The sequence below is a fragment of the Chlorobiota bacterium genome, from assembly GCA_016710285.1.
Taxonomy (GTDB): Bacteria; Bacteroidota; Ignavibacteria; order OLB7; family OLB7; genus OLB7.
In genome coordinates this window covers 2,940,918-2,955,338 of record JADJXR010000001.1, presented here as the reverse complement: position 1 = coordinate 2,955,338, position 14,421 = coordinate 2,940,918, and the positions used below count along the sequence as shown (strand labels likewise).

Sequence of the window (14,421 nt, the reverse complement as noted above, 5' to 3'; positions counted from 1 at the left end):
ATTGAAACCGCAAGCGGCGATAGCCTGCAGCCATGCCACGTCATCAATCTTGACTTGCTTGATCCATTTCCCCAACAAGCCGTTTGGAAAGGATAACGCTGCGGTAGTTGGTAACGTCCCACTGGGCATACTCGATAAACCGGAAGCCAAGCCGCTGATACCACTGGCAAAGATGCTCGGCCGGCTGGGCGGTGTCCAGCGCAAGCTCGGTTGCGCCAAGTGCCCGCGCCTCTGCTTCGGCCAGCTCAATCATCCGCAACCCGATGCCGTTGCGCTGAAGCCGGGGCTGCACGGCAAATTGCCCAAAGTGGAAGACCGTCGGCTGGCGATACCAGGGGGTGGAGGATTCGGGGTAGGGTCCATACAGCGTCAGCGTTCCAACAATCGCGCCCCCCTGCTCGGCCACAAACGTGCGAACCCCGCTGGCGATACGGTCCAGCGTGGTGGCCTGGTCCTGGTGGGTTGCCAAGTAGCGCAACCCCATCCGCGCAAGCTGGCCGTAGGCCTCGTGAAGCAACGTGGTGATCTGGCCGATGGAGTCATCGGGGTGATATGGGCGGATGATGATTTCTTCTTCGTTCATGGAGCCGGCTTGATGCATGATTCGGATGAAGAGATCGTTGCGGAACGAACCTCGATTGAGTCTATTGGGTCTTGTGGATATTGCCTTTCATGCTTTTCTCTCTTCTGTAGCCTTGCACCATGCTTCCCAAAAACTCCTCACCGTCTGGAATCTCAACTCAGGGTTTGGTTCGGTGGCTTGTTTCAGCACCTGAAGCATTCCCTCTGTTCCGCGAAATGCTTGTGGGTTCAGGGTTCCATCGCCAAGCATCCACAAGGCAATTCGCGCAAGGGTGAAAAGCGTTGTCCGCTGGTCAATCATTTCTCCCCGCTGAAATTCTTCGGGAGCCATAAACCGCGCCGAGCCGAACATCCTCCCCATCTGGTTGCAAAACGGGCCGGGGTGATAATGGTCCAGATCAACAACATGAAGTTGTTCGGTGGCGAAGTTATACAGCAGTGAGCCATCGTACAGATCAACAGCAACCCAGCCCGACTGGGCCAGCACGTGGTGAAGCTGGAACAGCGAATGGAGCGCGGCAAGAATTGTAGCGGCTGGCAAACTGCGGAACCGCTGATAGGCCGAAGCAGGATCATCGCGAAACTGACGCGGCACGCCAAGCAGATCGCCACTGCACCACTGGTAGATCAACAACGGCCCGGCGGAAGATTCAATCACATGATGGAGCTTGGGAAGTGCCGGATGTGCCACCGAGCGATGCAGCCGCACCGCATTCCGAAGAAGCGCAACCCGTTGGCCGTGGGGAAGCAATGGGGCTGGGTCATCTGCCACGCCTGCGGTCTTCACAAACCAGCGCGCATCGCCAACTTGCACCACGTAGGAGATGTTCCCAGAGTCTTGCGTGGCTGCGTCGAATTGCGCAACGATCGTGCCGATGCTGCAAAGAAATTGCTCCGGCGATTGCTCAATCCATGAGTGCCCAATCCACCAGTGTTCAAGCCGCCGCTGCCCAATCGGTGGGTTCATCGGTTCACCTTACTCCACCTTCCCGAAGTGCCGTTCCATCCAGTCAATCCCAAAGGCGGCAAGGTCCGCCGCGTTGTACAGACGCGCCGCTGCCGAGCCAACTTTCCCGGTTGTCCCCCGGCCGGAGGTAAGATATTCGCGGGCAATCGCCTCGAAGTAATTTTCGGGCCAGTCAACAATCCCGCGCGAGGTGTCGAACTCCTCAATCTCCACCCAGATACGCCGCCCCCGTTGCAGCAGCGGCATGGAGTAGCGGACCACCCGCTTGTTCGGAACCCGCGCCATCGTCTCGGCATGGTGCAGCAGGGTGATATCCCCCAACGGAGAGCCAAGCTGCAGGACCCGCCCGCCAAATCCGCAGAGCTTGGCCAGCGGGGAGCCAACGCCGTCGCGGTAGTTCAGGGGTTGCTTCTCGGTGATCTTTTGGGCAAGCGACCCAACCGCCACGTAGGAGAACGGGTGGCCACTGCGCGAGGCCCCAGGCCAAAGCCGCAGATACTCGGCAAGGATGCTCATCCCGCGCCAGTCGGCATGGGAGGTTAGGGGGTCGTAGGAAGGGAGTTCCTGGTAGTACGTTTGCCGGTGTTCGGCGGGAAGCTCGCTAAGGCTGTAGGCGGTTTCGGCGCTGTCCCAGCTGGCCACCATCATCAAAGTTCCGCCAGGCATCAGCACGTCGAACAAGGCTTGCAGCACCACTTCCGGGCCGCCAACCACCCACCCTAACGATTTCACCGAAGCATGAAGCATCACCAGCTCCCCAGGCCGCAGGCCCATCGCCCGTAAATCGTGGACAAGCTGACTTTTGGTGACAAGTGAAAGTTCGGACATGGTTGGAGATTGGTTGTTGGAAGACACATGGAACAGGAAGATCGGAGGGCCGCAAGGCCATTCGCTTTTTGCGGAGTTCACTCCACCCGCACGATCCGGATTTCTGTGAGTTGGCGGATCATTCGCGCGCCACGTTTTTCGCCGGAGATGACCAGGCGGAGCGGGCCATCTTTTTCCGAAAGGGCACCATCCCCCATCCGGTAGGCCACAATCGCCGTGCGGTTGGTGAAGTCGGGTTCCAGTTCGGAAAGGGAAAGGGTGATGCGATAGCCATCGGCTGCTGAAAGGCGCATCACCAGGTTCATGGCATCGCCGCGCAGCGAACGCCCGGTGGGAACCCCGGCACGCCGCAGAAGCTCGTTCAACCGAACGCCGTGGAACCAGTGCGAGGCTCCATCATGGACCACCTCAACGGAATCGGAGGGCATTGATTGAAGCTCCGTCAGGGAAAGCACCAGCGAGTCCTTCACGGTTTCCCCAACAATTTTAAGGCTCTGCGCTTCGGCAATCGAAGCTCCAAGCAATACCAACAGGGCGATGCAAGGGATCAATTTCATGGTTGTTTTTTTAAGGTGTGTGTGTTCTCTCAGTTTCTATTTCAATTTCAATCTCAACCTCACTCCTCCTGCGAACCGGTAGCCGTCTCGACTTTCGTCGGGATTGATAAAAGGTCTTTAGCCTTTGGCGACTCCAATCGGTAGCCGAAGGTCTTTAGCCTTCGGCGGCTATCTCTCAAAAAAGACTGGGCCCCGACGAAGGTCGGAGCCGCTACCCCGCAATCTCAACCTCACTCCTCCAACCGGTAGCCGTCCCGACTTTCGTCGGGATTGATAAAAGGTCTTTAGCCTTCGGCGACTATCTCTCAAAAAAGACTCGGCAGGCTAAAGACCTGCCGCTACCCCGCTCCGCCGACTCGGCCCCGACGAAGGTCGGGGCCGCTACCCCGCAATCTCAACCTCACTCCTCCTCCGTGCGGAGGCGTTCCAGGGTGGTGAAATCCTCCAGCGTTGTCACGTCGCCGCTGACGCTTCCGGTGCTGGCAATCTCGCGGAGCAACCGGCGCATGATTTTGCCAGATCGGGTTTTGGGGAGCGCGTCGGTAAATCGGATTTCATCCGGCTTGGCGATGTGGCCAATCTCCTCCCCAACGTGATTCCGCAGCGTTTCCTTCAGCTGGTCGCTTGGTGCTTTGCTGCTTTTCAGGGTGACGAACGCCACCAGGGCGTTCCCCTTCAACTCGTCGGGCCGGGCAACCACGGCGGCCTCGGCAACGTCGCGGTGGCTTACCAGCGACGACTCAATTTCGGCAGTTCCCAACCGGTGGCCCGATACGTTCACCACGTCGTCCACCCGGCCCATAATCCAGAAATATCCGTCGCGGTCGCGGCGTGCGCCGTCGCCGGTGAAGTACCATCCTTTGTAGTTGCTCCAGTAGGTTTTGCGGTAGCGTTCGTCGTCGCCAAAAATTGTGCGGAGCATTGCCGGCCACGGGCTTTTCACCACAAGGAATCCCCCTTCGTCGGGGTTGCAGCGTGTGCCATCTTTGCGGACAACCTCGGCGTTGATTCCCGGAAGCGGAAGCGTGGCGGATCCCGGCTTTGTTGGCGTTGCGCCCGGAAGCGGCGAGATCATAATCCCCCCGGTTTCGGTCTGCCACCATGTGTCCACCACCGGGCAATGTCCGCCGCCGATTGTTTGCTGGTACCAGATCCATGCCTCGGGGTTGATCGGTTCGCCAACCGAGCCAAGCAGCCGCAGCGAGCGGAGATCATGCTTGCGCGGGAAGCCTTCCCCCCACCGCATGAAGGCGCGGATTGCCGTTGGCGCGGTGTAGAAAATGGTGACCCGGTGGCGTTCGATGATGTCCCAGAAACGGTCGGCTTCTGGCCAGTTTGGCGCGCCTTCGTACATCAGCGTGGTGATGCCGTTCAGCAGCGGACCATAGACCACGTAGCTGTGCCCCGTCACCCAGCCGATGTCGGCGGTGCACCAGTAGATGTCGTCGTCGCGAACGTCGAACACCATTCGGGTGGTGTAGTGAAGCCAGACCATGCTTCCCCCAAGCGTGTGGAAAATCCCTTTCGGTTTTCCGGTGGAGCCGCTGGTGTACAGGAAGTAGAGCGGGTGCTCGCTATCGAGCGGAACAGCCGGGCAAACGGCGGAAGCGGATTGCATCATCTCATGCCACCAATGGTCCCGCCCGGCGTGCATCCCCACGTGGGTTCCGGTGCGGCGAAGCACCACAACGTGCTGGACCGTTGGGCATTCCGGCAGCGCGCGGTCCACGGCCTCCTTCAATTTCACTTCGGTTCCGCGCCGCCACGCTGCGTCCTGGGTGACGATCAGTTTGGCGTTGCTGTCGTTCATGCGGTCGCGAAGAGCCTCGGCACTGAACCCGCCGAACACCACGTTGTGGGCCGCGCCAATCCGCGTGCAAGCCAGCATGGCGATTGCGGCTTCAGGGACCATCCCCATGTAGATTCCAACGGTATCGCCCTGCTTCACCCCAAGCGAAAGCAGAACGTTCGCGAACTTTTGGACCTCGTGGTGCAGCTGCCCGTAAGTCAGCGTCCGCTGCTCGCCAGGCTCCCCTTCCCAGATAATCGCGGCCTTTGTTTTCCGCCAGCCGTCAAGATGCCGGTCCAGGCAGTTGTGGCTCATGTTCGTTTTGCCACCAACGAACCACTTGGCGAACGGGGCCTTCCATTGCAGCAGCTTCCGCCACGGTTTGTGCCAGTGGAGTTGGTTGGCAATCTCACCCCAAAATTTTTCCGGGTCTTCTTCGGCGCGTTTCACCAGTTTCTTGTACTCCCGCAGCGACTTCACCCTTGCCTGGCTGCTGAACCCCTCCGCCGGCGGGAACAACCGCGACTCGTGCAACACGCTGGTGATAGATTGCTCGGCGGATTCCGAAGGTGCAGCCGTGGCGGCGCGGGAAGATTTCTTCAGGGGAGAGCGTTTCGGGGAAGATTGTTTTTTCTTCATTGGCTGTTGGGAAGATCGGTGTTGCGCGATGCAGAAGCGGAATGCTGTTTGCCGGAAAGATAACGGGAGCGAAGCAACGGAGGCAAGCAAAGAAAAAAAGAACTGAGTTCAACTGCCGAACGGTGCAGAGTGGAACCGCGCCACTAGGCTGAAGCAAACACACTGAACCTGAGGGGACTTCGCACGGCTTGCGCCGCGCCCCCCTGCTTCGCCGCAAGCGGCTTCGCGTCCCCCCAATGCTGGGGGGAACTGGTTTGGCTATTGACCCCGTTCTCTCTGAATCCCGAACCATTGCTGCCAGCCCCTCCCCCAGAATTGGGGGAGGCGGGGTGGGGGCTGCTACGTTGGCGGATTCTGAAGGAAGATTGAGTTCGATGAAGTAAGGGCCGTAACTTCATCAAAAAGGTTGTGTCAACTTGGCCAGCGCACACAAGCGTGACGCAAAAGGCCGCGCCGGCATCGCTACTATCAACGGGGTGCTGGCCGCTTCTTCCGAAGGTTCTTTGCGTGCGTTGCCCTATCTTCCTCCCCAAGTTCCCATTCCACTCAAAAAGCAGCCGTGTGGTATGCTTGCTGGCGGCGTTCAAGCCAACGGCGTTGCACCCTGGCTGGCCGTCTGTACCCGGAGTTGTTTATGGACCGTCGTTCCTTCCTTACCACGTGGGCGCACAACCGCATCGCGCGCCCCGAAACTGCCACCGCTGTTCGCCCGCTTTCTGGGCTTGAGCCGTTCGTCCCAAGCACCGCACAACCGTGGGATGCGATTCGTGTGGGCCATTTGCTGCGGCGCATCACCTTCCTTCCACGCTGGAGTGATATTGACGCGCTGATGAAGCTCACCCCGGGCGAAGCAGTGGACAAACTGCTGGACACCCCCAACGAACCGACCCCACCCGCTATGGTTGACCACGCCACCGAAAGTTTGGAGGGATTAACCCCTGACTTGGAAAGCCAAATCCGTGGCCAGTGGATTGCCGATGCCGGCGCGCTGCGGAACTGGTCCATTGGGGTGATGCGCGATGCCGGATTGACCGCTGCCGAAAAAATGGCAGCGTTCTGGAGCGGCCATTTCACCAGTGAGTTTGAGGTTGATCTGGAGTTCGTGATTGGGCCGCTTCTGTACCGCCAAAACAAATTATTCCGCGACACCGGCTTGGGGGATTTTAAGGCGTTGACCTTCAACATCACGTTGGACGGGGCAATGCTGGTCTATCTTGGCGGGGACCTTAACCGCGCCGGAGCACCGAACGAGAATTACGGGCGCGAACTGTTGGAGCTGTTCACCACCGGAATCGGCCACTACACCGAGGGGGATGTGAAGGAGGCGGCGCGGATACTGACGGGGTGGCGTGTTTCGCAGTTCACCGACCAGTTCATCCCGCCAAGCGGGTTGTTCAGCAGCTACTTCGAGGCCAAGAACCACGACACCAACGCCAAGCAGTTCATGGGGACCTCGTTCCCCGCGCGCGACAGCACCACCAACACCGAGCATATTGTCCGGCAGGAAGAGATTGCCAAGCTGATTGACACCATCTTCCAGAAACGCCCGCGCGAGGTTGCGCGGTTCATCTGCCGGAAACTCTACACCTTCTTCGTGTACAGCAACCCAGCAAAATCGGACGCAGCGGTGATTGAGGCGATGGCCGACATCTTTGTTGCCAACAACTTCAACATCAAGCCGGTGATGGCCGCGCTGCTGAAAAGCGCGCACTTCTACGACAACGCCAACATCGGCGCGCAGATTAAAACGCCGATGGAGTTCGAAGTTGGGCTGGCGCGGCAGCTTGGCGCAACCGGAAACCTGTACGGCGAGATGCGGGCAATGGGCCAGGACCTGTTCGATCCCCCAAACGTCAGCGGCTGGCCCGGCTACCGCGACTGGGTGACAACCACCACCTACCCGGTTCGCGCCGACGCAGCACGCCGAGTGATTTCGGCAATGGGCGAAGCGGCGGTGCTAACGTTCATCAAGCAATTCCCGCAGTACGACGACGTGAACGAGCTGGTGAAATCGCTTGGCGCGTTGCTGCTGCCACGCCCGCTTTCGGCAGGGCGCAAAGGCATTTTTGTGAAGAAGCTGGTTGGCGGCGCGCCCGATTACGAATGGGCAGGGATTGTGGAAAACAGCCCCTCGACCGCAGCCCGAAACATGAAAGACCTGCTGCAAACAATCGCCGAACTGCCCGACTTCCAGCTGTGCTAGTGAAACCCACGAAGTGGTAGCCGCCCCGACTCCGTCGGGGTTGATAAAAGGTCTTTAGCCTTCGACATCTTCTGGCCGACGCACAACGCTATTTCCCGACAACCGCATTTCCGATAACCAACTATGAGACGCCGTTCATTCCTGAAGACTGCTGCCGCCGCAACCGCCGCCGCACCGTTCATGGTGGGGGGATTGCCGGCGCGGGCGAACACCTCGCTTGCCGCACTTGCACAGATGCCACCCGACAACGACCGCATCCTGGTGGTGATCCAACTGTTCGGCGGCAACGACGGGCTGAACACCATGCCCCCCTGCCACGACGACGAGTACTACCGCATCCGCCCTGCGCTGGCAATCGCAAAGGACAAGGCCTGGAACAACATTGGCGACATCTACCTGCACCCCGCGTTGGCCACCGGCTCGCGCGGGGGGATGGGGCGGATGTTGGAAATTGGGACGCTGGCGATTGTGCAAGGCGTTGGCTATCCCAACCCGAACTTGTCGCACTTCCGCTCCACCGATATTTGGCTAAGCGGCATCAACAATTCCAACCCCGACACCCGATTGGACACCGGATGGGTTGGCCGTTATCTGGAGCAACGCTATCCCGACTTCCCCGCCTCCCTTCCTCCGGACCCGTTGGCCATTCAGTTCGGCGGTTTCTCGCTGGCGTTGATAAGCTCCAAAGGGCGGATGGGGATCGAGGTGATTGACCCCACGCAACTGCAAGGCGTTGCCTCGCAACTTGACGAGCTGGACCCCGACAGCGCGAACACCAGCTACAGCCTGGAATATCAGTTCGTTGCCGACATCGCCAACCGCTCCAACAAGTACGCGCAATCGGTGCGGGATGCCTACAACAACGGCAAAAGCAAGCTGGACGCCACCTACGGCGACGACAGCCTTTCGCAGCAGATGGCCTCGGTGGCCGCGCTGATTGCTGGGGGGTTGAACACCAAAGTCTATGTGGTCTCGATGGGGGGATTCGATACGCACGTCTCGCAGCAGATTGCCGTTGGCGATGAGTACGTGGGGCTTCACCCCACGCTTCTTAGCCGGATTGGCGACTCGGTGGCGCAATTCATGCACGACATGACGCGGCTGGGATTGGCCGACCGGGTGATTGGGATGACGATCAGCGAGTTCGGGCGGCGGCCATACGAGAACGGAAGCCGCGGGACCGACCACGGCGCGGCCTCGGTGCAGTTCGTGTTCGGAACCCAAGTCAACAGCGGAGTGTTTGGGGATCCGCCAGATCTAAAAAACCTGAATGCCAACGGCGACCTTCAGTACCAGATTGACTACCGCGCAGTCTATGCCGAAATCTTAACCGATTGGTTTGGGATGACCATGCCGGAGATGCGCACCGTGCTGCAAGATGAGACGGTGATCCCGCTGGACATTCTGCAAGCGCAAAAAAGCGGAACCGACCGCCGTGCTGAGTATGCCGACGGGAGCTTCAGCATTGCCGGGGCGTACCCAAACCCGTTCCGGACAACCACCACGTTGCAGATCAGCATTGACCGTGCGACCCACGTGCAATTGGACCTATCCACCATGGCCGGGCAACGGGTGGCGACCCTGCTGGACCGCCGCGTAAGCCCGGGCAAGTACCAAATCCCACTTACCGCAGAACTGCCAGCGGGGACCTATCTTTGCACCCTTCGCGACGGGCAACGGATAGCCACGCAAGTGGTGCGATGCGTGCGGTGATGATTTCCGCAGAACCGACGTAATTGGCAAGCTCTTCCCTACCATTGTATGCGCCCATTCCTGTATCAACTGCTCCTTCTTTCCGCGCTGATTGTGGCAACCAGCACGGGGGCGAACGCACAGTTCCCCGCCCCTTGCGATGCCAACAAAGCGTGCATCGGCAACGCGCTGCTGACGCAAGTCACCAGCGGGCGCAATGCGCAGTATGTTGACGTTGACACCAGCTACCGCCTGGCCGCGCTCAACACCGCGCTGACGTTCGAGGCATGGATAAAACCGCAGGAGCAGCCAGGGATGCGGCAGTTCGTTGGTGGACTGTGGGGGCCGAACAAAGATGACAACGACCAGTGGGTGGTCTATATCGAAGGGACGCGCATCTACTTTGAGCTGAGTGCCGACGGAACCAAGCTGGAAAGTGCCGACAACACCATTGCCAGCGTTGACGTTCCGGACCTGTACACACGCGGATGGGTCCACGTTGCGGCGGTGTGGGAAAGCAGCGGAACGGCGCAGCTGTTCGTCAACGGGTTCCAGGCTGCCACGGGGACCAACCCGGCGTATCCCGTCACACGGCTTCACCCGGTTGCCAACCGGAACCTGCAAACGCAGATTGGAAGCTGCAATGGCTTGTACGACGATGCCAACCGCTACCGCACCTTCTTGGGCCAGATTGATGAAGTCCGAATCTGGAGCCGCGCGCTTACCGCCAACGAAATCCGCTGCCAAAAGGACCTTTCGCTGAATGGAAACGAGAACGGATTGGTGCTGTACTACCGGTTCAACGAAGCCCCCACCGGGCAAGCCTTGTGCGATGCCACCGGCCACGGAATCGTTGGGCGGATGCGAAGCGGAGCACGGTGCGAGGCCAGCAACCGCACCGTCCCATTCACCTTTAGCGTCGCGCCAACAAGTTTCAGCGGAACCATCATCTGCACCGGCGACACCACGTTCACCGTCACCGTCACCGACACGTCGTTCTGTGCGGGGCAAGTGGTGCTGCAGGTTGCCGGGCGCGATGCGGGGCTGTTCACCGTCACCCCAAACCGGCTGACGTTGCAGCAGAACGCGCCGCAATCGGCCACCGTCAGGATGCGCGCAACCATCACCGGGCAGTTGCAGGCGGAGCTTCGGGTGTTCAACAACAACCGCTGCAACAACATCGCCCGCATCCCCATCAACTTTATTCGGAAAACAGATTTTGAGTACAGCGAAGGGCAGATTGACCTTGACACCCTGTACGTTGGCTGCGTGGAGAAACCGTTTGCCGAGAAACCGCTGACCCTTACCAACATCACCAACCGCCCGCTAAACATTGATAGCATCCGGCTGAGCGATACCGTCTTCAAATGGTCCCCGGCAATCGCAGGCCAGAACCTTCCGCTGACGGTCCCGCCTGGGGGAAGCTGGACGATGCTGATACGGATGAACGCCGGCGACACCACCCGCACCAACTACGACACCTTGCGCCTGTTCAGCGACGACCGCTGCCCAGGAAGCGGCATTATCCCGCTGGTGGGCCATACGCAGGAGGTCCTGCTGCTGCTGAAAGAGGATGGCAGCAAAATTGATTCCATGAGCTTCGGCCCGGTATGCCCGGGGCAGATCAGCGACGTGCGGACGTATCAATACCGCAGCGGTGTTAGCGATCCCATCGGCATTGACACCATCGAGTTCGACGACGGCTTTTTTGGCCGCCGGTTCCGCTTCCCGATTATGCTGCAACCGCAGGAGGCGTACAACGCAACGTTCGTCCGGTTCCGCCCAACCCGCGCCGGAACTTACACCGGCGAGATGCGGGTGAAGACCCGCTACAGGGGGTGCACCATCGTCAAAAAAGTCTTCCTGAAAGCATATGGGATTGATGTGAACTTCGTGTTCAATCAAAGCATCATCGGCTTTGGGAATGTGACGATTGGGAAGACCGCCACACAAGCAGTGACGGTGGAGAATCGGGGCGACCCACGGCGGCTTTCGGCCTATCTGAAAATTGGCGATGTCTTCCGCATCGCCGGCGGGCGTTCGCTGAACCTTGCAAAAGGGCGCAGCGGGAACGTCACCGTGGAGTTCCGCCCGCGCGAGGCCATCACCTACTACGACACCCTCTGCATTTTTGATGAAGAGTGCTACGGCGTGGTCTGCATTCCAATCAGCGGAACCGGAGTGTTCGATGCGTTGTCGTTCCAGCCGTCGTATCTCTCCATCAGCAACGTTGTTGGCTGCCGTTGCGGCCAAGATTCCATCACGATCACGAACGCCTCCGCCGGCCCGCTGACCATCACCTCGGCAACGCTGAATGACCCGACCGGGAAGTACACGAAAGTCTCCGGCATGAGCAGCGGAACCTTGCAGCCAGGCGAAAGCACAACCTGGACGCTCCGCTATTGCCCCAACGATCTGGCCGACGACCGTGCGGACCAAGCCTTCATTGACGTGAACCTAAGCGATGGCCAGCGATACCAAGTCCTGATTCGGGGGACCAGCACCACCCCAAAACTCTACGTCACGCCGCTGACCACCTACGGATTGGTTGAGGTTGGGACAACAAGAACCGACCGCATTTTGGTGGAGAATATCAGCACGGTTCCGGTGGAGGTGGATACGCTGTATCTGCCGCCAGGGTACTCCATCGTTGCCACAACGCGCCCGTTCCCGGCAACGTTGCAACCGCGCGATTCCATTCTGGTGGATGTTCAATTCGCGCCAACGCAGGAGACGGCCTACAACGGGAACGTGCGTGCGGTCAGCAGCAACCCGTGTGCGATTCAGCAAGTTGGGAGCTTGACCGGGCAAGGGATTATCTACCGGTTGGACGTCCCGCTCAGCTTTATCAATTACGGGCTGGTGCGCCCGTGCGATTGCATTGTTCGGGAAATCCCGCTGCCGAACCAAAGTGCCTTCAAGCCGATCACCGTTGACTCCATCTGGATTGACGGGCGGAACGTTGCCAACGCAATCCCCGCAGTCTATTCGTGGCGAAGCAAGCTGACCGGCGCGCGGACGCTTCCCTACCAGATTCCGCCAAGCACCACCGACACGTTGGAGATTTCGTTCTGCCCGAACATTCCGGCAACGCAGCAGAATTTGCTGGCCAACGGGAAGTTCCACATCCGTTCGCACACCACCGATTGGAACCGCGAGGACACGGTGACGATGAGCGGGCGGCGCGAGCTGAATTTCCAGCCGGCTCCAACGCCAATCAACTTCCCGAACACCCGCGCCGGCACAACATCGCCCAACCGAACCGTGACGGTGACGGTCCCCGACCAGTTCGTGAATCCCAGCGGCGACAGCATGATCGTGACCGGGATTCGGTTTGTTCCGGACCAGCAAGTGTTTGCGGCGGCCCCGGTAAACGGCGCGCCATTTCCGTGGGTGATTAAGCGTGGCGACACCTTCCGCATTCGGGTGAACTTCACCCCACGCGCACCCCGCCCGTACCAGGCGCGGATGTATATCACCACCTCCTATCCCTGCAACGACGACGACACCACCGTGCTGGTTCGCGGCGAAGGGTTTGCCTTCCCCTACGGAATGCGGATGACGTTCGACACCGTTGCGGCCACGCTCGACACGATCACCATCACCACCTGCGACACGCTGCGGCTTCCGGTCATCACCGACCGTGATATGCCGCAGGATCGGATTGATGTTCGGTTCAGGATTCAGTACGATTCCACCATCGTAAGCCTGGGGCAGGTCTCCAGCAGCTACACCAACAACATCACCGCGATTGACACCGGCGACGGCGCACGGGTCACGCTGCGGAACGCGCTGCAGGTCCCGGCCGACACCATCGCGTGGGTGACGTTCATTCCACGAACGGGGGACACGATTTTCAAGGTCCACATTGATGAGGTGGATTTCGACAGCGACACGCTGGTCCTGTACAAGCTGGTGGTTCCGCCCGACAGCATCTACATCCAGATTGCGCAACCACGCATCGCCGTTTCATCGCTGACCAGCTTCGACACGGTGAACCTGAAAAGCTGCGCCGACAGGGTGCTGGCGGTGACGAACCCGGGCAAAATTCCGGTGGAGTTCAACGCGCTGCGGCTTCCCCCCGGGCATACGGTTGTGGGGAGCAGCGTCCCGTATCCAACCCAGCTTGCGCCGGGGGATACCGTCCTGCTGACGGTGCGGTTCTGCCCGTTCGTGGAGCGGTTGTACGACACCGCAATCACTGCCGAATCGAACCTCCCTTGCCCAATCGCCGACACCGGGCGGATCTACAGTTTCGGCTACGCTCCCCCCTTCCCGTTCCGCTTTACTTTGGACACGAACGTGAGCCAGATTGACACGATTGGCGGGGTGATTGCCGACACGATTGAGGTGGGGATTTACAGCGACCGGGACATTGCCCAGATGCCGTTGGATGTTGGGTTCGCGCTGAATTACAACCGGCGTGCGTTGCAGTTCTTGAGCATCAGCTCGCCCTACTCGGCGGCGGTTTCGGCAACGGAAGGGACAACCGGAATCAGGGTGAGCATCCCCGGCTGCGACAGCGTGCAACGTGGGGAGCTTGCGCGGGCGCGGTTTGCCGTTGCGGTTCCGGACTCCATCCGCTCGCCGATGCACCTTGCGGTGTTGGCAACCGATTTCAGCAGCGACTCCATCTTCTTCGTGAAGCTGATCCCAACCGGCGACACCAGCATCGTGCAGGTGGACCCGCGCTGCAATATCTCACGGCTGAATTTCCGTGGCGGGCTGAACCGGCTGACGGCTCCATCGCCGAACCCAACAAAAGGGATTGTGACGATTGAGGTGGAGTTCTTTGAAGATGCCAACGCACGGCTCAGCTTGTTCAACAGCGCGGGGGTCCAGGTGGCGAAGCTGATGGACGGGCACCAACTGCTCCCCGGCGGACGCTACCGCGTGGAGCTGAACACCGCCGATCTTCCGCAGGGAAGCTACTTCTACATCTTTGAAGCCAACAACTTCCGCGCAACCGAACGGATGGAAGTGGTGAGGTGAGTTTTTTGCAGCGAAACGGTAGCAGCTCCCGGATCCGGGCAACGGTAGCGGCCCCGACCTTCGTCGGGATTGATAACAGGTCTTTAGCCTGCCGAGACGTTCCCCAGAGATAGACACGGTAGCGCCTCCGACCTTTGTCGGAGCCCAGTCGTTCCTCAAAACTAGACGCCGA

General features: G+C 59.7%; 8 protein-coding genes. 3 read left to right on the top strand and 5 right to left on the bottom strand.

The genetic code is table 11. From position 1 onward, the window contains the following. Window positions 1–43: 43 nt before the first annotated feature. From IPM61_10785 to acs, 5 genes are all read right to left on the bottom strand, one after another. A complete protein-coding gene (locus tag IPM61_10785; GenBank protein MBK8911801.1) occupies window positions 44–583 on the bottom strand; it encodes a GNAT family N-acetyltransferase in 540 nt (179 codons plus the stop codon). A gap of 87 nt (window positions 584–670) precedes the next feature. Beyond that, entirely contained in the window at window positions 671–1,549 is an 879-nt protein-coding gene (locus tag IPM61_10780) for a serine/threonine protein kinase (GenBank protein ID MBK8911800.1), read from the bottom strand. Window positions 1,550–1,558: 9 nt separating this feature from the next. Next, window positions 1,559–2,377 (bottom strand): aminoglycoside 3-N-acetyltransferase, encoded by an 819-nt coding sequence (gene aac(3), locus IPM61_10775; protein MBK8911799.1) that lies wholly within the window; start codon window positions 2,375–2,377, stop codon window positions 1,559–1,561. Window positions 2,378–2,454: 77 nt separating this feature from the next. Beyond that, window positions 2,455–2,934 carry a molybdopterin-dependent oxidoreductase gene (locus IPM61_10770; GenBank protein MBK8911798.1) on the bottom strand — a complete coding sequence of 160 codons (480 nt, stop codon included), beginning with the start codon at window positions 2,932–2,934 and terminating at the stop codon, window positions 2,455–2,457. A 400-nt stretch (window positions 2,935–3,334) separates the two neighbouring features. After that, window positions 3,335–5,362 carry an acetate--CoA ligase gene (acs, locus tag IPM61_10765; protein MBK8911797.1) on the bottom strand — a complete coding sequence of 676 codons (2,028 nt, stop codon included), beginning with the start codon at window positions 5,360–5,362 and terminating at the stop codon, window positions 3,335–3,337. Window positions 5,363–5,996: 634 nt separating this feature from the next. On the opposite strand from acs, the gene IPM61_10760 reads away from it, so the two are divergent. The 3 genes from IPM61_10760 to IPM61_10750 all read left to right on the top strand — a co-directional run bounded on the left by IPM61_10760 (window position 5,997) and on the right by IPM61_10750 (window position 14,249). Next, window positions 5,997–7,565 (top strand): DUF1800 domain-containing protein, encoded by a 1,569-nt coding sequence (locus IPM61_10760; protein MBK8911796.1) that lies wholly within the window; start codon window positions 5,997–5,999, stop codon window positions 7,563–7,565. 123 nt (window positions 7,566–7,688) lie between these two features. After that, the gene (locus tag IPM61_10755) at window positions 7,689–9,278 is read left to right on the top strand and encodes a DUF1501 domain-containing protein (protein ID MBK8911795.1); all 1,590 of its coding nucleotides are present in this window, start codon (window positions 7,689–7,691) and stop codon (window positions 9,276–9,278) included. A 48-nt stretch (window positions 9,279–9,326) separates the two neighbouring features. Beyond that, window positions 9,327–14,249, top strand: a complete 4,923-nt coding sequence (locus tag IPM61_10750; protein ID MBK8911794.1) for a choice-of-anchor D domain-containing protein — start codon at window positions 9,327–9,329, stop codon at window positions 14,247–14,249. The last annotated feature ends 172 nt before the right edge of the window (window positions 14,250–14,421 follow it).

Coding starts and splice junctions, on each gene's coding strand:
- IPM61_10785 (MBK8911801.1), bottom strand. CDS start 583: ATGAACGAAGAAGAAATCATCATCCGCCCATATCACCCCGATGACTCC.
- IPM61_10780 (MBK8911800.1), bottom strand. CDS start 1,549: ATGAACCCACCGATTGGGCAGCGGCGGCTTGAACACTGGTGGATTGGG.
- IPM61_10770 (MBK8911798.1), bottom strand. CDS start 2,934: ATGAAATTGATCCCTTGCATCGCCCTGTTGGTATTGCTTGGAGCTTCG.
- acs (MBK8911797.1), bottom strand. CDS start 5,362: ATGAAGAAAAAACAATCTTCCCCGAAACGCTCTCCCCTGAAGAAATCT.
- IPM61_10760 (MBK8911796.1), top strand. CDS start 5,997: ATGGACCGTCGTTCCTTCCTTACCACGTGGGCGCACAACCGCATCGCG.
- IPM61_10755 (MBK8911795.1), top strand. CDS start 7,689: ATGAGACGCCGTTCATTCCTGAAGACTGCTGCCGCCGCAACCGCCGCC.
- IPM61_10750 (MBK8911794.1), top strand. CDS start 9,327: ATGCGCCCATTCCTGTATCAACTGCTCCTTCTTTCCGCGCTGATTGTG.